The sequence below is a fragment of the Streptomyces lycii genome, from assembly GCF_009735685.1.
Lineage (GTDB): Bacteria > Actinomycetota > Actinomycetes > Streptomycetales > Streptomycetaceae > Streptomyces > Streptomyces lycii.
Genome location: NZ_WHPN01000301.1, coordinates 1 through 19,513, shown reverse-complemented (window position 1 = coordinate 19,513; position 19,513 = coordinate 1). Strand labels below are relative to the sequence as shown.

The window sequence follows — 19,513 nt, the reverse complement described above, 5'->3', positions numbered from 1 at the left end:
ACACGGCCCGGAAGGCAGGCACGTCGATGGTGACCCTCACCGGGCGGGAAGCCCGCGGCGAAGCGACCGGTCGCGCCTCCGGAAAGCCACCGTCCGTGCGCGGCCTCGTGCTGGGCGAGCTGCGCCCCGGGCGCCGCGCCGGGGTGGCCCTCGCGGTCGCCGTCGTCGCGATGACCGCGCTGCCGCTGGCCGCCCCGTATCTGACCCGGGCGTTCGTGGACGAGGCGCTGGCCGGGGCGGGCACCGGGCGGCTCGGCCTGCTCGCCGTGTGGTTCCTCGCGGTGGCGGTCGCCGGGCAGGCCGCCCGGCTCGTCACCGCCTGGCTGGCGAGCGGACTCGCCTGGGACGCGGGCAACCGCGTGCGGGAACGGCTGACCCGGCACGCCCTGGGACTGGACATGGGCTACCACGGCCGGCGCACCCCGGGCGAGATGATCGAACGGGTGGACGGCGATGTGGCCGCCCTGACCGACTTCGCCGTCGCCTTCCTGCTGGACGTCGTGGCCGGCGTGCTGCTGCTGTTCGGCATGCTCGCCGTGGTGGTCACGATCGACCCGCGGCTGGGCGCCGTACTGCTGGCCTACTGCCTGCTGCTCGGCTACGGCATGGTGCGCGCCCAGCGCCGCACGGTGCCGTCCGGGTCCCGCTCCCGCGAGGCGAGCGCCGTGCTCTACGGCCACATGGAGGAGCGGCTGGCGGCGGCGGAGGACATCCGGGCCAACGGGGCCGGTGAGCACACCGTGCGCTCCTTCCACCGTGTCAGCTCCGCCTGGTACCGCGCCGAACGGCGGGACGCCTTCGTCGGCACGGGCGTGATCGCCGGGACGTCCGTGGCGTTCGCCGCCGGGACGGCTCTGATGCTGGCGCTCGCCGCCTGGTTCGCCTCCTCCGGCGCCCTGTCGGTCGGGACGGCCGTGCTGCTCCTCCAGTACACGCTGATGGTGCGGACCCCGTTCGAGCGGCTGATCGGACGGCTGCGCGAGTACCAGGACGCGCTGGCCGGCGCCGCGCGCATCGGCGGGCTGCTGGCCGAGCGGCCGCGGGTCACGGCCCCGCCCGCACCGGTGCCGCTGCCGGAGAACGGCCCGCTGGGCGTGGAGTTCCAGGGCGTCGGCTTCCGCTACCCGGACGAGGACGGCAGTGGCGAGCGGGTGCTGTCGGACGTCACCTTCGCGCTGGCCCCCGGCGAGACCCTGGGCCTCGTCGGCCGTACGGGAGCCGGGAAGACCACGATCGGCCGGCTCGTGCTGCGCCACTACGACCCGGTCGCGGGCAGCGTGCGCGTCGGCGGAGCCGACCTGCGGGACACCGACCCGGCCGAGCTGCACCGGCGCCTCTGCGTCGTCACCCAGGACGTGCAGATCCTGCCGGGCAGCGTGCGGGACAACCTGACGCTGTTCCGGCCCGTGTCCGACGACGCCCCGCTGGCCGCCGCCCTGACGGCCGCCGGGCTGGGCGAGTGGCTGGAGCGGCTGCCGCGGGGCCTGGACACCGAGCTGGCCGGCGGGCAGCGCGCCGGGCTGTCGGCCGGTCAGGCGCAACTCCTCGCCCTGGCCCGGGCCTTCCTCGCCCGTCCCGGGGTGGTCGTCCTCGACGAGGCGTCGAGCCGGCTGGACCCGGCGACGGAGCGGCTGGTCGAGGACGGCGTCGACCGGCTGCTGGCGGGCCGCACCGGCATTCTGATCGCCCACCGGCTGTCGTCCCTCGCGCGGGTCGACAAGGTCGCGGTGGTGGCCGGGGGCCGAGTGGTGGAGTTCGGGTCCCGGGAGGAACTGGCCGCCGATCCGGGCAGCCGGTTCGCCGGGATGCTGCGACAGGCGGAGGTGGCGTGGTGAGCCGGGTCCGGCGGGTGATCGGCGGGCTGGCCCGCTTCGACCTGCGCCGTTTTGTGATCGGCGGCCTGCTGTGGCTGCCGGTCCATGTCATTCCGCTGGCCGGCGGGCTGTTGCTGCAGCGGGTCCTGGACCAGATCAGCGGTCAGCGGGAGGCGGGCCTCGGGGCGACGCTGTGGCTGTGCGCGGCGTTCGTCGGGGTCGAACTGGTCCGGGGCGTGGTGATGATGACGGCCTGGACGTACGGCGTGTACTGGTGGGACGCCGCCGCCACCCTGGTGCGCGGCAACGTGCTCCGGTCGGTACTCACGGGGCGTGAGCCCGCGGCGGCGCGGCTGCCGGACTCCTCGGGTGAGGCGGTCTCCCGCCTCCGCGACGACGTCAGCGGGGTGGTGGACACCACCGACGAGTTCGTGAACCTGGCCGGCGCGCTGCTGTTCGGCGTGGCGGCGGTGTGGATCATGATGTCGATCGATCCCGTGGTCACCGTGGTCCTGGTGCTGCCCATGCTGGTGATCGCCGTGCTGAGCCGGCTGATGCAAGGGCTGATCAGGCGGCTGCACGGACGGGCCCGGGAACTCGGCGGCGCGGTGACGGGCTTCGTGGGCGACGTCTTCACCGGCGTTCTGGCGATCAAGGCGGCCGGGGCCGAGGGCGCGGCGGTGGAGCGGCTGCGCGAGCACAACCGGCGGCGCCGGGACGCGGCCGTGAAGGACCGGCTGGCGACCGACATGCTCGACACCGCGACCGGCGCGACGGTCGAGATCAGCATCGGGCTGATGCTGCTGCTGTCGGCAGCGGCGATGCGGCGCGGCGACTTCACCGTCGGCGATCTCGCGCTGTTCACGCTGTACCTCAGCTGGCTGACCGAACTGCCGCGCGCCGTCGGGACGCTGCTGGCCCGGCTGCCGCAGGCCGCGGTCGCCACGGAACGGCTGCGCCGGCTGCTGTCCGCGGACGAGGACGTGGCCGGGCTGACCAGGACCCCGGGCGTCTGGTTCCACCGGGAGCCCCCGGAGCCCGCGCCTGCCCCGGACGGCGACCGGCTGGAACTCCTGGAGGTGGAGGGGCTGACCGCGCGGCCCGGGAACGACCCGCTCGCGGACGGCGGGGTGACGGACGCCGGACTGACGGTGCCGCGCGGGTCGTTCACCGTGGTCACCGGTGCGGTCGGCGCGGGCAAGACCACGCTGGTGCGGGCGCTGCTGGGGCTCGTTCCCGCGACGGGGACGATCCGCTGGAACGGCCGCCCCGTCGGGGAGCCGGGCCTCTTCATGGTGCCGGGCCGGGTCTCGTACGCGGGCCAGGTGCCCCGGCTGTTCTCCGCGACGCTGCGGGAGAACCTGCTGCTGGGCGCGGAGGACGGCGGGCGGGTGGACCGCGCGCTGGAGCGGGCCGTGCTGGAACGGGATCTGGCGGAGATGCCCGACGGTCTGGAGACCGTGATCGGTACCCGCGGGCTGCGGCTCTCCGGCGGCCAGGCGCAGCGCGCCGCGGTGGCCCGGGCGCTGGCGCGCGATCCCCAACTGCTGGTCGTGGACGACGTGTCGTCGGCGCTGGACGTCGCAACCGAGGAGCTGCTGTGGGAGCGGATCGCGCGCGCCACCCGTGACGGCAGCGGTCCGGCCGCGCTGCTGGTCGTGTCCCACCGCCCGGCGGTTCTCCGGCGGGCCGACCGGATCGTCGTGCTGGACCGGGGCCGGGTCGTCGGCAGCGGGCCGCTGGACGAACTCCTCGGCAGCTGCCCGGAGATGCGGCGGCTGTGGGACGGGCACGGCACGCTCGACGCCGGCCCACGGACCGACGCGGGCCACAGGGCATAGTCGGCTGACAGAAAATTGCCACTCATATTGCCAAGGATTGCCCGTGCTGTCAGACTCCCAGCATGGGTGACTTGAAGTGCAGCATCGTGATTCCGTACAAGCAGCGACTGGACAACATCAAGGTCGTGTTCGCCTCGCTCGCGGACCAGACGATGGACTCCTCGCAGTTCGAGGTCGTGGTCGGCGCCATGGAGTACTCCAACGAGTACGTCTCCGTGTGCCAGGAGTACGCCGACCGCGTCAACATCGTCACCGTGATGTCCGCCGAGCCCTGGAACGCCCAGCGTGCCAGGAACCTCGCCATCCGCCATGCCACGGGCGAGGTGCTCATCGTGCTGGACGCGGACATGGTCGTGCCGGCCGACTTCCTGGAGAACCTGTACGACCGGCACTTCCAGCACGGGCAGGACCTCTGCGTCGTCGGCCAGATGATCGGCTATGACGAGGTGCACGCGACACACATCGACACCGTCGAGGTGCTTCCGTACAGCCACTACCGGAAGACCCTGGACGAGCTGGCCACGACGGACCGCAGCAGGCTGGACATGCGCTGGTCCGAGGAGTGGAGCCCGGCGCTGACGCGCTTCCCCTGGGCGTTCGCGCGCACCGCCCTGATGGCGCTGCGCCTCGAGACCTTCCGGGAGCACGATCTGTGGCTGGACGAGGGCTTCGACGGCTGGGGCGCGGAGGACCAGGAGTGGGGGTTCCGGATCGCCATGAGCGGCACCCCCCTGGTGTTCGCCGAGGACGTGTACGCCATCCACCTGCCGCACAAGCGCGATCTCGCCGTCAACGGGGAGGAGGCCAGGATCACCAACCGCTACTACCTGGCCAAGTGGCCCCGGCTGGACCTGGAGCTGGCCATCGAGTTCGGCTGGCTGGACACCGACCGCTGCTACCCGGAGGTCGAGCGGGAGCTGGCGGGAGCCGTCAGCGGCCCCGGCCGGGCACTGGGCGTCGTACGGGGCCGGATCGAGGGCCGCGACACCCTAGTCGTCGGGGCGGAGATCGACCCGGAGTCCCGCACCCCGGTCGCGGAGGTCGACGCGTTGTTCGACCCCCGGTCGTCCCTGGAGGTGCTGCCGCTGGCCGGTTTCGCGCTGCCGTACGAGGACTCCGCCGTGGACGTCTGCCGCGTGCTCCCGGCCGTCGGGCGGCTGAGCGAGCGGTACCGCAAGCCCGTCCTCCGGGAGGCCGGGCGGGTCTCCCGGGAACTCCTGACCCCCACGGGACTCGGCTGACGCCGGGGTACAAGGAACGGCCCCGTCCGCCGCGGAGGAAGACCGCGGGGGACGGGGCCGGACTGTTGGGCCGGGAGTCAGGGGCCAGGGTTAAGGAGTCCGGGGCTGTCGGGCCACGGGCCGTTGGGCTGCGGGACTGGTGGGCCAGGGGGCCGTTGGGCCGGAAGCTGATGGCGTCACGGACTGTGGGCCGGAGCTGTCGCGCCACGGACTGCCGGGCCGGGGGCTGTTCGCGCCGCGGGCCGCTGTGGCGGGGAGGACCGACCACGGAACGGCTGCGGCGGGGAGGGGCGACCACGGGCCGCCGTGGCGGGGACCGTCGCGCCGGAACCCGTCGCGCCGGGGCGGAACCCCGGCCGGAGCCGGTCCGCCCGGCCCGCGGGTCCGGCGCCCCGGACCCGCGGCGGTTCAGACGGCCCCTCGATCAGCCCTTCAGACGGTCCCTCGCGCGGATCTTCAGACAGACCTTCAGACAGACCTTCGGCGGCCTTTCAGACAGACCGGAGCCCCACGCCCAGCGCCACGGCCATCACCACCAGCAGGCCGGTCAGCGTGCCCGTCAGGCCGAACCCCTCGGCGAACCAGCCGACCAGCATCGGACCGACCAGCAGGCCGCTGTAGGTGATGGTGCCGACCTTCGCCAGCGCCGCCGCGGCGTCGGCGGAGCCGGACTCGGCGGCGCCGTGGCCGACCGCGCTGAGGACGAGCGGCACCAGGACCGACAGCCCCAGCCCGAACAGCGCGAAGCCGCCGATGGCCATCGCCGCGGAGGGGCTGAGGACCACCACGGCCAGTCCGGCGACGGCGATGCCCCCCGCGCACCGGGCCAGCAGCTGCGCCCCGTAGCGCTCGTGCAGCCGGTCGCCGACCAGCCGGGCGCCGGCCTCGCAGACGCAGAAGGCGATGTAGCCGAGCGAGGCCGTGGCCAGGGTGGCGTCCAGCTCGTCGTGCAGGTAGACACCGCTCCAGCTGCCGGCCACGCCGGAGCACACCAGCACGACGGTGCCGGTGACGGCGAGGAGCATCAGCCGCGGGGTCCAGCCGGTGCGCCAGCTCGCCCGCTCCGTGGTCTTCTCCGGCACCGCCGCGTCGCGGTCGGCCCGGTCGGCCTGCCCGGGGAGCAGATGCCGGCCCGCGAAGGCCGCCAGCACCACCATGGCCGCCACCACGAGGGCGTAGTGCTCGGTGATCGACAGGCCGATCTTGATGGCGCCGCCGCCGAGCAGCGAGCCGATCGCCGATCCGATGCTCCACGCCGCGTGACAGCTGTTCATGATGGGCCGCTTCAGGGTCCGTTCCACGGCGATGGTGTGGGCGTTCATGGAGATGTCGATCAGTCCGTCGACCGCGCCGAACACCAGCAGCACGACGGCGAAGCCCACCAGGCCGTTCACCGGGGCGAAGGCGAGCAGGGACAGCGGCAGGGCGATCATCACGACGCGGAGGACCGGGCCGCTGCCCACCCGTGCCACCAGGCGTCCCGTCATCTGCATGGCCAGCAGGCCCGAGACGATCGGCAGCATCAGGAAGACGCCCAGCAGCCCGTCCGACAGCCCCAGTTCGAGCTTGAGCGACGGAATCCGCACGAAGTAGCTCGCGAAGAGCAGCCCGGTGATCAGGAACGGGGCGGGGGCCGCCCAGCGGGCACGGCCGACGCCGGCGTCCGGGGCGCCCACCGCGCCCTCTTCAAGGTTTGTCATAGCCGAATCGCTCTCCCTCTATCCATGGGGCAGCAGGAATTTTGCCACATCGTGCCTGACTGGGCAAATAATGTCGCCCGAGTCTGTGGCAAATATTGTCAACGCTTGCCAAGCTTGGCTATGGTCCTGGACGAGACACCTCCTGTCAGCTGTCCGGCGAGCGTTTCCCAGAAGGAGTCACAGTGAGATACCTGATCACCGGCGGAGCCGGATTCATCGGCTCCCATCTCAGCGAAGCTCTCTGTGCCCGGGGGCATTCGCTGGTGGTGCTCGACGACCTGGAGACGGGCGACGAGGCCAACCTGTCCGACGCCGGTCTGACGTCCGGCGGCAATTTCACCTTCGTCCGGGGCTCGGTGCTCGACGAAGCCCTGGTGGCCGAGCTGGTCCAGCGGTGCGACGTCGTCGTCCACCTCGCGGCCGCGGTCGGCGTCCGGCTGATCGTGGAACGCACCCTGGACTCCCTGGCCGCCAACGTGCGCGGGACCGAGGTCGTCGTCCACGCCGCCGAACGCTTCGGCAAGAAGCTGCTGCTGGCCAGCACCAGCGAAATCTACGGCAAGAACCCCGAGGTCCCGCTCCGCGAGGACTCCGACCGGGTGCTCGGCAGCCCCGCCGTCGCCCGGTGGTCCTACAGCGAGGCCAAGGCCGTGGACGAGTCCCTGGTCAACGCCTGCCGCCGGGAGCGCGGACTGGAGTCCGTGATCGTGCGCTTCTTCAACACGGTCGGTCCCCGGCAGAGTCCCGCGCACGGCATGGTGATCCCCCGCCTCGTGCACCAGGCGCTCGCGAACGAACCCCTGACCGTCTACGGGGACGGCCGCCAGACACGCTGCTACCTGCACGTCGCGGACGCCGTGGCGGGCCTGCTCCTGCTGCTGGAGGAGGAGCGCGCGGTCGGCGGCACGTTCAACCTCGGCTCCTCCGAGGAGATCACCGTCCTGGAACTCGCACAGCGCGTCATCGACGTCACCGGGTCGCGGTCCCGGATCGTCCTCGTACCACAGGAAGAGGTGTACGGGCCCCACTCCGAAGAGCCGCGGCGGCGGGTCCCGGACACCACCCGTCTGACGAACCTGACCGGCTGGCAGCCCAGCCGGAACCTGGACGACGTGCTGCGGGACGTGGCGTCCGAGATCCGCGCCGGCCGCACTCGCCGACTTGTCACCAACTGACCCGAGGAGGGCTCGTGGAACACTCTCAAGCAGTCGTGGGACTTGGTTATGTGGGTTTGTCCGTGGCCGAGGCCGCGAGCGCGGTCGGCGGTGACGTCGTCGGCATCGATGTGGAGCCGGGCAAGGTCGCCTCGCTGAACGAGGGCCGGTCGCCCGTCGACGTACTGGCGGACGACGACCTCGCCCTCATGCTGGACCGGGGCTTCCGGGCGACGACGGACGCGGCGGTCCTGGCCTCGTGCGACACCGTCGTCATCTGCGTCCCGACACCGCTGGACGCCGACCGGCGGCCGGACCTCAGCCTGGTCCGCACCGCCGCCGAGACCGTCGCGCGGCACCTGCGCCCCGGCACCCTGGTGGTCGTCGAGTCGACGATCTGGCCCGGGGCCACCGAGGACGTCGTGCTGCCGCTGCTGGAGCACGGCTCCGGCCTCACCGCCGGCGCGGACTTCCATCTCGCCTACTCACCGGAGCGAGTGGACTGCGGCAACCCGGAATTCGACATCCGCAACACCCCCAAGGTCGTCGCGGGCCACACGCAGGCCTGTGCGGACCGCGCGGCCGCGTTCTACGGAAAGTTCATCGGGGAGATCGTGCCCGTCGCCGGAATCCGCGAGGCCGAGCTCTGCAAACTCCTGGAGAACACCTACCGAAGCGTCAACATAGCGCTTGTCAACGAGATGGCCGTGTTCTGCGACGAGTTGGGCATCGACCTGTGGGAGTCGATCCGGGCCGCCGCGACCAAGCCGTTCGGGTTCGAGCGCTTCCTGCCCGGCCCCGGCGTCGGCGGCCACTGCATCCCCGTCGACCCGCTGTACCTCACGCACGCCGTCCGCGCGCTGGGCCGCCCCTTCCGGCTGGTCGAGCTGGCCGTCGAGGTCAACGAGGCGATGCCCGAGCACGTCTTCTCCCGTGTCCAGCGCCAGCTGAACGGCGAGGGCAAGTGCCTGCAGGGGGCCGACGTCCTCGTCGTCGGTGTCACGTACAAGCCGGACGTGGCGGACCTGCGGGAATCTCCCGCGACCCCGCTGGTCCGCTCCCTGCGCCGGGCCGGTGCGCGCGTCACCTTCGCCGACCCGCTGGTGGAGGAGTGGTCCGTGGACGGGGTGCCGGTCCACCGGGCCGAAGACCTCGCGTCCACCGCCGCGGTCTCCGACATCGCCGTACTCCTCCAGCCCCACCAGGCGCTGGACCTGCGGGCGGTGACGGACGCCGGCTGCTCCGTGCTGGACACCCGGGGCGTCCTGCCCCGGAGCCGGCTGGTGGAGCGGCTGTGACGGCGCGGGAGCCGGCGGCGCCGCAGGGGCCGGTGGAAGGAGCGCCGCAGGGGCTGCCGGAGCACGGCATGCGCAGGCTGCTGGTGGTCGTCGCGCACGGCGACGACGAGACGCTCGGCGCCGGGGCCACCCTCGCCCGGCTGGCCGACGAGGGCGTACGGATCCGGCTGTGCGTGCTGACCCACGACGACGGATCCCGCCACGCCGCCGGGCCGCAGGCCGCCACCGACCGCTCGGTGGCGGTCAAGGAGGCGGCCAGAATCCTGGGCATCGCCGAGGTCGGGGTGCACGGCTACGGGGACAACCGGCTCGACACGGTCGGCCAGCTGGACCTCAACCGGACCGTCGAGGCGGAGGTCCGGGAGTTCGGGCCGGACGCCGTCTTCACCTCCAGCACGGCCGACCTCAACCAGGACCACCGGCTGGTCAGCGCGGCGGTCCGGGTGGCCGCCCGCCCCGGGCGCAGCGGTGTGAAGGAGATCCGCTGCTTCGAGGTGCGGTCGGCGACCGACTGGGGAGAGGCGTCGGGCATCCGGCCGGCCTTCAGCCCGGTCTGCTGGCAGGTCGTCTCCGAGGACCACGTCGAACGCAAGCTGGCCGCGCTGCGTGCCTACGGCCGCGAGGTCGAGGAGTGGCCGCAGCCGCGCAGCGAGGAGGGCGTCAGGGCGCTGGCCGCCTACCGGGGTTCGCAGGTTTCGGTGGCGTACGCCGAGGCCTTCGAGATTCCGCGACTCGTCCGCGACTGAGGAACGGCACGGAGGGCCCGCCCGGGGACGACCCCGGGCGGGCCCTCGGTGTGTCCGGGCCGTGCCGGGCCCGGTGCTGGACAGTGGACTGAACAAGCGTTTAGCATGTTGAACATGAGTTCAGCATTCTCGCCGTCCGAGGACCGGACCGCGCGCGCCGTCATCCGGGACGAAGCACTGCGGCTCTTCGCCGCGCACGGGCCCGGCGCCGTGACGATGCGGCAGGTCGGCGCGGCCGCCGGGGTGTCCGCCGCGCTGGTCGTCCACCACTTCGGCTCCAAGGAGGGCCTGCGGGAGGCCGTCGACAGCCATGTCCTGGCCACGTTCGAGGCCATGCTCGGCGAGCTGGCCGGGGAGGGCGGGGCGGTGTCCCTGGACTCCGAGGCCGCGGGCTCGCTGGGGGAGGCCTTCCTCCGGCATCTGCCGCCCGATTCCCCGATGCCCGCCTATCTGCGCTGGCTGCTGCTCTCCGGAGGCGAGGCCGGACACCGGCTCTTCGGGAAGCTGTTCGAGCTGAGCCGGGCGACGCTCGACGCCATGGTGGCGGGCGGTACGGCCGCACCCGGCCGGGACCCCGCCGCGCGCGCCGTGTTCCTGCTGCTCAACGACCTCGCCGTGCTGCTGCTCCACGACCACGCCGCCCGGGTGCTCGGCTTCGACCCGCTCTCCGCGGACGGCATGGCGCGCTGGGCCCCCGAGATGCTCAGCGTCTACACGGGCGGCCTGACCGCGAGCCCGGCGGATCCCGGCCCCGGTCCTGACTCCGGCCCTGGTTCCGGCCGCTCCCACGCCGAAGGAGACCCGTCATGACCTCCGTGCCCGATCCCGGCGCCGTGCTGGAAGCGCGAGACGTCCACAAGTCCTTCCGCGCCCACCACGTGCTGCGCGGAGCCGACCTCCGGGTGGCACCGGGCCAACTCGTCGGTGTGGTCGGGGAGAACGGCTCCGGCAAGTCCACGCTGCTCAAGACGCTCGCCGGCACCCTCCCCGCCGACCGGGGCGAGGTCCGGCTCTCCGGAAGCCTGGGCTACTGCCCGCAGGTCCCCGTCCTCAACCACAACCTCACCGTCGGCCAGCACCTGCGCTACTTCGCCGCCGCCCACCGGCTTCCCGGCCTCGACCGGGGCCGCGAACTGATCCGCCGGCTCGGTTACGAGCAGTACGAGGAGAAGCCCGCGGGCGAACTCTCCGGGGGCACCCTGCAGAAGCTCAACCTCACCCTCGCGCTGCTGCACGACCCGGACGTCCTGCTGCTCGACGAGCCGTACCAGGGCTTCGACTGGGAGACGTACCTCCACTTCTGGGACCTGGTCGAGGACCTGCGGGAGCGCGGCAGGGCCGTCGTGATCATCACCCATCTGGTCTTCGAGCAGGACCGGTTCGACCGGCTGGAGGACCTGGTCGGAGGCCGGCTGGAGCCCCGTACCGTCTCCGGGAGGGACACCCATGTCAACGTCTGAACCGCGGCACGCCGGTACCGCTCCCGCCTTCGGCCAGTTCCCGACCGCCCTGCGCTTCTCCCTGCGCAACCAGACCCGCAACCGGATGGCGGCGCTGCTGCTGCTCGTGTTCGTGCCCGTCTGGTATCTGCTGATGAGTGCCATGGCCGGGGACGAGTCGCTGCGCTTCAAGCTGTACTCGACCGGGGAGATGCTCGTCGTCGACGGCGGCCGGCTGACCCTGATCTCCGCCGGGCTCAACGCCATCACCATGATCACCGGCTTCGCCGTCTTCGACGCGGTGCGCAAGACGCTCGCCTTCGACCGGCGCCTGGTCTTCGCCGGGTACCGGCAGTCCGTCCTCGTCGCCGCCAAGACCCTCTCGGTGGGCCTCGTGACCACGGCCGTGGCCGGCTACGCCGCACTCGTCCTGCTCGTGTTCTGGCGGCCGGATCTCGCGGGCTGGGCGTCGGTCCTGGCCGGCTTCACGGTCATCGCCCTCACCTACGGAGCCCTCGGCCTGCTGCTCGGCGTCCTGGTCAAGAACGACCTCGAAGGGTTCTTCCTGATCATCATGGGCGGGCTGATGGACACGTTCCTGCAGAACCCGATCGGCAACCCGCTGGCCAACAAGCCGGTGCTGCAGTGGTTTCCGTCCTTCGGCCCGATGCAGTTCGGGGTCGGCGGCGCCTTCGCCGACACGGCCCTGTGGGGACACCTGGCCCTCGGGCTCACCTGGAGCGCCGGTTTCTGCGCGGCCGGTCTGCTGATCTTCCGGCTCCGGACCCGCAACGCCGCCGCCCGCGCCTGAACCCGCCCTTCAACGCCCGCTGTCCGCGGCGTCGCGGGGATCCCGGGGAAGGTCCTTGAGGAACACGATCCCGTCCCGCCGGGCCAGACCGGCCGGGTCCAGCGGGGCGTAGCCGAACCAGGGGGACACCCGGGGCGCGGGCGGCGCGGTGCCGAGGGCGGCGGCCAGCCGCGGGGCGTCGACGAGGCAGCGGTCCTCCGGGAGCGCGTACAGGAGTCCCTCGACGGTGTCCGGGGGAGGGGTGTCCACGCCCCGGTGCCGGATCGTGCCGAGGGCCGTGGCCACGAAGGCGTACTCCTCGCCGAGCCGGGCGCTCAGCAGCGCACCGGCGCCCCACCACTCCACCGGCCCCTGCCACATCTGCATCGTGCTCTTCTCCCGCTGCAGATGGATGTTGTGGGCGTGGACGAGTGCCGGGCCCCGTTCGGCGACGGCGAGGAGATTGTCCGCCATCATCAGCGCCCGCAGCGCGCACAGCCGGGTCATGCGGGCCGGTGAGGTGTCGGCCATCCAGTAGTGATAGCGCAACAGGCCGGTCGCGGTGCGCCCGTACAGCCGTGCCCGCTCCCACTCGTCCCGCGGCGCCGTCGCGAGCAGGTGCGGCGTCTGGGCGTCGAGCAGAGCCACCAGATCGTCGGCGAGCAGCCGCAGCCGGCCGGCCCCGGCCGACCGCCCCACGGAACGGGACGGGTCCGTCATCGCGGCCGGATCGGTCCAGTTCTCGTCGGCGCCGAGCAGGCGGTGGAGCGTTTCCCCGGTGCACGGGAGCAGGTCCGCGGCGACCCGGGCCCGGAGGTGGTCGTGGAGCGCGGTGAGGGCCCGCCGGGGGCTCGCCGCGTGGGTGATCTCCAGCGGGCCGTCCAGGCCGGCGAAGCGGACCTGCTCGGACGGGGGCCGGCCGTCGTTGTGGGCGCGCATCCAGCGCACGAGTTCGCGGTTGGCCGCGGAGGTGCTCAAGCCCAGGTCGGGGTGGCTGAACCCGTGCTCCAGGGCCTCGTCGAGCGTGCCCGTGGCCGAGGTGACGCAGTCGTCGACGGCCAGGCCCGCCAGGCAGTCGCTCTCGATCGCGATCGTCCGGTAGCCCTCCTGCTCGACGAGCTGCCGGAAGAGTTCGTTGCGCAGCTCGAGCAGGCTTTCCTCGCCGTGGGCCGGCTCGCCCAGGGCGAGCAGCCGCGGCCGGGCGGGGAGCAGCCCCATGACGGCGGCGGCCTCGACGGCACGGGTGGTGTCCTTGATGTCGGTAGCCATGCCTTCGACGGTATCGTTGAACCTTTGGTGGAGACTTTTCCGCGATAAGTCCGCTCCATGGGGCGAAACCTTCAAAACGGCGATCGGCTCAGGCCGGTTGATCTGGCGCGCGGGCACGGTCTGTCCACACAGGCGGTCAGGAACTACGAGGAGGCCGGCATCCTCCCGGCCGCCGATCGCACGCCCCACGGATACCGGGTCTACACCGCACTGCACGAGGCGGCCCTGCGCGCGTTCCTCGCCCTGGTGCCGGGCCACGGCCACCGCACGGCGGCGGCGGTCATGCGGGCCGTGAACCGGGGCGAGGACGACGAGGCGTTCCGCCTCGTCGACGAGAGCCACGCCCAGCTGCTGGACGACCGCCGGACCCTCCGGGCCGTGGAGAGCGCCCTGCGCGACCTGGAGTCCGCGGGGGCTTCCGGGCCGCCCGCACCTCCCGCGGTGTCCGGGGCCGGCGGCACGTTCATCGGCCCGCTGGCGGGGAAGCTCGGAATCCGGCCCGCGACACTGCGCGCCTGGGAGCGCGCCGGGCTGGTGCGCCCGCGCCGCGACCCGCGGACCGGCTATCGCGTCTACGAGGAGGCGGCCACGCGGGACGCCCGGCTGACCCGCCAGCTCAGGCGGGGCGGCTATCCGCTGGAGCAGATCGCCCCGTTGATCGCCCAGGTGCGGGCGGCCGGCGGGCTGGAGCCGCTGGAGACGGCGCTGCTCGACTGGCGGCAACGGCTGTCCGGCCGCGGGCGGTCGATGCTGACCGGGGCGGCCGAGCTGGAGGCGTACCTGCGCCGGCGCGGGGCGGCCGGGGCCTGACCCGCGCCTCCGGAGCGGCGGGACACCCGGCCACCCGGCCCCGGGCCGCGCCGCCGGAGGTCCGGGTGGGCGGGGAGCCGGGCCCCGGACGGGCGTCGCGACGCCGGGACGGGGCGGGGGCGGCGCGCTTCGGGTGCGCTCCCGGGGGCGCTCCCCGGGCGGGGTGCTACCGGGACGGGGCGCGGCCCGGCCGTGCACCGGATCCTCGGCGGCTGTGCCCGCGCGGCAAGGAACCCCTGTCGGGTTCATTGACACGCCGCCCGGTCCGCCCGATCGTTACATCGATGTAAAACGAGAATGCCACTCCTTCCGGACACACCGCCCCTTCCGGGCACCTCGTCCCTTCCAGGCAGGCTTCCCTTCCGGATGATCCCCTCTCTTCAGGAGGAAACCCGGCATGACAGCGACACACCGCAGACCCGGACGCCTCTCCCGGCGGCCGGCCCGAAGACTCGCGGTACTGCTCACCGCGGCGGCCGCCGCCGTCACGGGCCCGGCCGCGACGTCCCCGGCGGCCCAGGCACTCCCGGCCGCCGCCGCGTCGTCCGGCACCTACGCGCCCGCGGGCATCGGAGGTCCCGTACTGGACCGCAACTTCCCCGACCCGGACGTCGTGAAGGCGGGGAACACGTACCACGCGTACGCCACCAACAGCGACGGCCGGAACATCCAGCGGGCCCAGTCGGCGGACCTCGTCCACTGGACGTACTCGGACGCCGACGCGCTGCCCCGGCTCGGGGACTGGGCGAAGCCGGAGACCCCCCTGGTCTGGGCGCCCGAGGTGTTCGACAACGGCAGCGGCTTCACCATGCACTACACCGCCCGGGACCGGGCCACCGACCGGCAGTGCATCGGGGTGGCCCGGTCCGCCACCCCCGAAGGCCCCTTCGAACCCGTCGGCGACGGGCCGCTCGTCTGCCCCGCCGACCAGGGCGGCGCCATCGACGCGTCCGGCTACACCGAGAACGGGCAGCGCCATCTGCTCTGGAAGAACGACGGCAACTGCTGCGGCCGGGACACCTGGCTGCACATCCAGCCTGTCAACGCGGACGGCACCGCCACCACCGGCCCCGCCACCCGCCTGATCCGGCAGGACCAGGCCTGGGAGGGCGACGTCATCGAGGCACCGACCCTCGTCAAGCGCGACGGACGGTACGTCCTCTTCTACTCGGCCGCCTCCTACGGCGGCGACGGCTACAAGAGCAGCTACGCCGTCTCCGACAGCCTCACCGGCCCGTACACCAAGGCCGCCGCGCCCCTGATGAGCACCGGGACCTTCGACGGAACCGTGCGCGGGCCCGGCGGGCAGGACGTCGTCACCGGACCCGACGGACGCGACCGCATCGTCTTCCACGGCTGGGACGCGGCCACCACCAAGCGCATGCTGTACGTCGCGGACCTCGGCTGGGCGAACGGTTGTCCCGTCGTCCGCGGCAGCAAGGTCATCCACCAGGCCGAGCGGGCCGCGCTGAACAACGCCGTCGTGCGCGACGCCGCCGGCGCCTGGGACGGCAGGGCGGTCGGGAAGATCGACCACGCCGACAGCCACGTGGAGTTCACCGTGTTCGCCGCGTCGGCCGGCCCGCACACCCTGACCGTGCGGTACGGCAACGGCTCCCTCAGCGGCGGAGCACCCGTCGCCGCCTCGCACACCCTGACCGTCAACGGCAGCGCCGGCGGCGCGGTCACCTATCCGCACACCGGCTGGGACAACTGGCGGCACACCGCCGTCGAGGTCGGCCTGCGGGACGGCTGGAACACGATCCGGCTCGGCAAGGGCGAGCACTACGCCGAACTCGACGCCGTCGAGGTCGGCTGAGGCCCGGGGCGGGAACGACGGAGGTCCGGGGACCGGCCGGCCCCCGGACCTTCCGCGATGCCGCGGGCTACTGCCCGCCCAGTCCCGTCGTCGCCACCGACTTCACGATGTGCCGCTGGAACAGCATGAAGACGACCAGCAGCGGCAGCGCGCCGAGCACCGCCGACGCCATCGTCTGCGCGTACTGCACGCCGTACGCGTTCTTCACCGAGGTCAGCCCGACCGGCAGCGTCATCAGTGACGGATCGCTGGTGACGATGAACGGCCAGAGGAAGTTGTTCCACGCGCCGATGAAGACGAAGATCCCGACGGCCGCCAGCATCGGCCGCGACAGCGGCAGCACGATCGACCGGAACACCCGCCAGTGGCCGGCGCCGTCGATCCGGGCGGCCTCCTCCAACTCCCGCGGGATGCCGTCGAAGAACTTCTTCAGGATGTAGACCATGATCGGCGCGACCACCTGCGGCAGGATCACGGCCGCGTAGGTGTCCACCAGGCCGAGCGTCAGCATCTGCTGGAACCACGGCACGATCAGCAGCTGACCGGGCACCAGGATCGAGGCGACGGTGACCGCGAAGAGCTGTTTGCGCCCCTTGAAGACCGTCCGGGAGAAGGCGTAACCCGCCATCGCGGAGACCACCAGGGTGATGACGGTGACGGCCGCCGCGATCACCAGGCTGTTGAACATCCACAGCAGGACGTCACCCTGCTCCAGCACCGTGCGGTACGAGGTCGCCGTCCAGCCCTCCGGCGGCAGCACCCAGTGGTCCGCGCTGCTGGCGTCGGCGTCGGTCTTGAAGGAGGTGACCACCGCCCAGAGCAGCGGCAGCAGCCAGGCCAGCGACATGACGGCCAGCGCGCCCAGCGCCAGCCGGCGGGCGAGCCGGCTCTCGCCGATGATGAGCCGCCCGCCGCCGCGCCCGGCCTCCGCCCGGCGGCGCCCGGGCGCGGCGGAGCGGGCTCCGGCCGGGGCCGGGAATCCCGTCTGGACTGCCATCTCAGCTCTCCTTCCGGGGAACGAACGCGAGTTGGGCGACCGACACGGCGATGACGATCGCGAAGAAGACGTAGCTGATGGCGGAGGCGTAGCCGAGCCGGTAGCCGGTGAAGCCGACGTCGTACATGTACTCCAGCACCGGGCGGGTGGCGCCGTTCGGGCCGCCCTTGGTGAGCAGGTACACCTGGTCGAACACCTTCAGCGAGGCGAGGACCTGGAGCACGGTGACGACCCCGGTGATCCGCCGCAGCTGCGGCAGCGTGACGGACCACAGCCGGCGCCAGGCGCCCGCGCCGTCGATCGCCGCGGCCTCGTAGAGATGGTCCGGCACGGCCTGCAGCGCGGCGAGGAACAGCAGGAAGTTGAATCCGACCGTCCACCACAGGGTCGTCAGCGCGATCGACCAGAGCGCCACGGACTGGTCGCTGAGCCAGTCCACCCGGTCCAGCCCCAACGCCGTGAGCAGCTGGTTCCACAGGCCGAGGTCCGGCTGGTAGAGCCACAGCCACAGCAGCGCGACGACACCGACGGGCAGCAGATACGGGGCGAAGAACGCCAGCCGCCAGACCCACTGGCCGGGCAGCCCGGTGTAGACCAGCAGCGCCATCACCAGCGCCACGACGACCAGCGGCACGGTCGAGATCAGGGTGAACAACAGGGTGTGGCCGACGGTGCGCCACATCTCGGCGTCGGCCAGGGCCTCGGCGTAGTTGGCCGTGCCGACGAAGTCGCCGCCGCGCCCGGTCAGCGCGATGTCGGTGAAGCTCATCCAGAGCCCCTGGACCAGGGGCCAGACGAGGAAGGCGGCGAACAGCAGCAGGAAGGGCAGGGCGAAGAGGAGGCCCGGCGGGAGGAACCCGGGCGGGAGGAGGCGGATCGGGGAGCGGCGGGGGACTACGCCCCCCGGCTCGGGAGGCGCGCCCCCGCCCGGAGGAGTGGTGGCGTTCGTGGTGCTGGTTGCGGTCATCGCGGCTCTTCTCTCACGCGGCTCAGGCGGGATCCGGCTTGGCCAGCAGGGTGTTGACCTTGCGGACCATGTCGCGGGCGACCCGGTCCGGGGCCGTGCCGTCCACGAGCGCCGTCTGGAGGCTCTGGCCCATCCGGGTCTGGAAGTCGGACCCGGCGCCGGTGAACCACGCGGGCGGGTCGAACACGGCCTGCTCCTGGGCCGCGGCGTAGTCGGACTGCGGCGTCAGGCCGCGGTACGCGGCGGTCCTGGTCACCGGCCCGTACGCCGGGATGTGACCGGCCTGCGCCCAGAGCTGCCCGGCCTTGAGCATCCCGGCGACGAAGCGGTGCACATTGCGGCGCTTCTCCTCGGAGGGGTCCTTCTGCCGGGGGAGTACGAAGGAGTGCGAGTCGGCGTAGACGGCCGCCTCCCCGAAGACGTTCGGGAAGGGCGCGCCGCCGACCTCCGGATCGGCCGCCCGGAAGGCGGGCAGCTCCCATTCGCCGGACAGGATCATCCCGGTCTGCCGGTTGTTGAAGGAGGCGAGCGCGGAGACGTAGTCGAGCCGTGCGGGATTGGCCCTGCCGTCGAGCAGCCGGGTCATGAACTCGACGACATGCGTCATCCGGTCCGTGTCGATCTCGGCGGGCCCGCCGGGCGGCAGCCGGAACACGCCACCGGTCTGCCGGTAGAGGCCGTAGAACAGCCGCCAGGACTGGGCGTAGTCGAGGACGTAGCCGAACGCGACCCCGCTCCTGCCGGTCGCCCTCGCCAGCTCGCGCGAGGCCTCCAGGAAGCGTTCGGGAGAACCGAAGGCGTCCAGGTCGAGGGCGCCGTCGGCGGTCAGGAGCCCGGCCTTCGACGCCGCGTCGGGGTGGAAGAAGGTCACGAACGGATGCGTGTCGAGCGGGATGGCGTACGCCGTGCCGTCCGTCAGCGTCTTGCGCCACACCGGCTCGGCGAAATCGGAGCGCTCGACCCCGAACTCGGCCAGCAGCGACAGGTCCCACGGGTCGAGCAGCCCGGTCGGCGCGTAGCCGGGGAGCCGGGACAGATGCGCGATCGCCAGGTCGGGGGCGCGCCCGCCGGCGGCCGCCATGGACAGCTTCGTGTAGTACGGCGGGCCCCACTCCAGGACGGTGTGCTCCCAGCCGATCCCGGGCATGTCCCGGCGCACCTCCTTCACCATGTCGGTGAGCAGGGCGCCGTCGGAGCCGCTGAACAGGCTCCACATGCGGACCGTGTCCGGGTCGTCCGCCGCCGCGGCCGAGCCGCAGCCGCTGAGCGCTCCGGCGGCCAGCGCCGCCCCGGCCCCGGCCAGCGACCCCTTGAGCAGGGTGCGGCGCCGGGGGCGGCCGGGCCCGGCGCCGGGGAGGTCGGGAGGCGGCACGGTACGGGCGGGGTTCGGGGATGCGGCCATGGGGCCTCCTGTCCACTGCGGGCGGGGCGGCGGGGTGCCGGGGTACGGAGGGTGTGGGGGCGTCGGGGACGGGGTGCGGAGGGCTTCGGGCGTCGCGGGCGGGGTGCGGGTGTGCCGGATGCGGGGGAGTGGGGTGCCGGCCGGGAGCGGGCCGTTCGTGGCGGTGCGGGGAGCCGTGTGCCGGGGTGACGCTGGCGGGTGCGGGTGCGGGTGCGGGTGCGGGTGC

16 protein-coding genes are annotated in these 19,513 nt (G+C 72.9%); 11 read left to right on the top strand and 5 right to left on the bottom strand.

Features of this window, described 5'->3' with window-relative positions:
* The first annotated feature begins 26 nt into the window (after positions 1-26).
* From GCU69_RS17745 to GCU69_RS17735, 3 genes are all read left to right on the top strand, one after another.
* Entirely contained in the window at positions 27-1,835 is a 1,809-nt protein-coding gene (locus tag GCU69_RS17745) for an ABC transporter ATP-binding protein (RefSeq protein ID WP_098754664.1), read from the top strand.
* Positions 1,829-3,655, top strand: coding sequence for an ATP-binding cassette domain-containing protein (locus tag GCU69_RS17740; RefSeq protein ID WP_235978536.1), 1,827 nt, complete (start codon positions 1,829-1,831; stop codon positions 3,653-3,655). The genes GCU69_RS17745 and GCU69_RS17740 overlap by 7 nt, the downstream gene beginning before the upstream one ends.
* A gap of 62 nt (positions 3,656-3,717) precedes the next feature.
* Positions 3,718-4,896, top strand: coding sequence for a glycosyltransferase family 2 protein (locus GCU69_RS17735; RefSeq protein ID WP_098754665.1), 1,179 nt, complete (start codon positions 3,718-3,720; stop codon positions 4,894-4,896).
* A gap of 491 nt (positions 4,897-5,387) precedes the next feature.
* Here GCU69_RS17735 and GCU69_RS17730 read toward each other — a convergent pair whose 3' ends face one another.
* A complete protein-coding gene (locus GCU69_RS17730; protein WP_156206594.1) occupies positions 5,388-6,596 on the bottom strand; it encodes an MFS transporter in 1,209 nt (402 codons plus the stop codon).
* Positions 6,597-6,778: 182 nt separating this feature from the next.
* Here GCU69_RS17730 and GCU69_RS17725 point away from each other — a divergent pair, with 182 nt between their 5' ends.
* The 6 genes from GCU69_RS17725 (at position 6,779) to GCU69_RS17700 (ending at position 12,044) form a co-directional block, all read left to right on the top strand.
* The gene (locus tag GCU69_RS17725) at positions 6,779-7,771 is read left to right on the top strand and encodes an NAD-dependent epimerase/dehydratase family protein (RefSeq protein WP_156206593.1); all 993 of its coding nucleotides are present in this window, start codon (positions 6,779-6,781) and stop codon (positions 7,769-7,771) included.
* A 14-nt stretch (positions 7,772-7,785) separates the two neighbouring features.
* Entirely contained in the window at positions 7,786-9,048 is a 1,263-nt protein-coding gene (locus GCU69_RS17720) for a nucleotide sugar dehydrogenase (protein WP_098754668.1), read from the top strand.
* Positions 9,045-9,794, top strand: coding sequence for a PIG-L deacetylase family protein (locus GCU69_RS17715; RefSeq protein ID WP_235978535.1), 750 nt, complete (start codon positions 9,045-9,047; stop codon positions 9,792-9,794). The genes GCU69_RS17720 and GCU69_RS17715 overlap by 4 nt, the downstream gene beginning before the upstream one ends.
* 114 nt (positions 9,795-9,908) lie before the next feature.
* Entirely contained in the window at positions 9,909-10,604 is a 696-nt protein-coding gene (locus GCU69_RS17710) for a TetR/AcrR family transcriptional regulator (RefSeq protein WP_156206592.1), read from the top strand.
* Positions 10,601-11,254, top strand: coding sequence for an ABC transporter ATP-binding protein (locus GCU69_RS17705; RefSeq protein ID WP_098754670.1), 654 nt, complete (start codon positions 10,601-10,603; stop codon positions 11,252-11,254). The genes GCU69_RS17710 and GCU69_RS17705 overlap by 4 nt, the downstream gene beginning before the upstream one ends.
* Positions 11,241-12,044 (top strand): ABC transporter permease, encoded by an 804-nt coding sequence (locus tag GCU69_RS17700; RefSeq protein ID WP_156206591.1) that lies wholly within the window; start codon positions 11,241-11,243, stop codon positions 12,042-12,044. Before GCU69_RS17705 ends, GCU69_RS17700 begins: the two co-directional genes overlap by 14 nt.
* A 9-nt stretch (positions 12,045-12,053) precedes the next feature.
* On the opposite strand, the gene GCU69_RS17695 is transcribed toward GCU69_RS17700, so the two are convergent.
* Positions 12,054-13,292 (bottom strand): erythromycin esterase family protein, encoded by a 1,239-nt coding sequence (locus GCU69_RS17695; RefSeq protein ID WP_156206590.1) that lies wholly within the window; start codon positions 13,290-13,292, stop codon positions 12,054-12,056.
* 57 nt (positions 13,293-13,349) lie between these two features.
* Here GCU69_RS17695 and GCU69_RS34380 point away from each other — a divergent pair, with 57 nt between their 5' ends.
* Together GCU69_RS34380 and GCU69_RS17685 are read left to right on the top strand one after the other, a co-directional pair.
* Positions 13,350-14,102, top strand: coding sequence for a TioE family transcriptional regulator (locus tag GCU69_RS34380; protein WP_098754673.1), 753 nt, complete (start codon positions 13,350-13,352; stop codon positions 14,100-14,102).
* A gap of 397 nt (positions 14,103-14,499) precedes the next feature.
* Complete coding sequence (locus GCU69_RS17685) at positions 14,500-15,921, top strand: family 43 glycosylhydrolase (RefSeq protein ID WP_156206589.1); 1,422 nt, start codon at positions 14,500-14,502, stop codon at positions 15,919-15,921.
* Between the two features lie 67 nt (positions 15,922-15,988).
* Here GCU69_RS17685 and GCU69_RS17680 read toward each other — a convergent pair whose 3' ends face one another.
* From GCU69_RS17680 to GCU69_RS17670, 3 genes are read right to left on the bottom strand one after another with little or no spacing between them, the layout of a single operon-like run.
* On the bottom strand, positions 15,989-16,918 hold the full coding sequence (locus GCU69_RS17680) for a carbohydrate ABC transporter permease (RefSeq protein WP_098755423.1): 930 nt from the start codon (positions 16,916-16,918) through the stop codon (positions 15,989-15,991).
* 1 nt (position 16,919) lies between these two features.
* A complete protein-coding gene (locus GCU69_RS17675) occupies positions 16,920-17,885 on the bottom strand; it encodes a carbohydrate ABC transporter permease (protein ID WP_156206588.1) in 966 nt (321 codons plus the stop codon).
* A 22-nt stretch (positions 17,886-17,907) separates the two neighbouring features.
* On the bottom strand, positions 17,908-19,287 hold the full coding sequence (locus tag GCU69_RS17670) for an extracellular solute-binding protein (protein ID WP_156206587.1): 1,380 nt from the start codon (positions 19,285-19,287) through the stop codon (positions 17,908-17,910).
* Positions 19,288-19,513 lie beyond the last annotated feature (226 nt).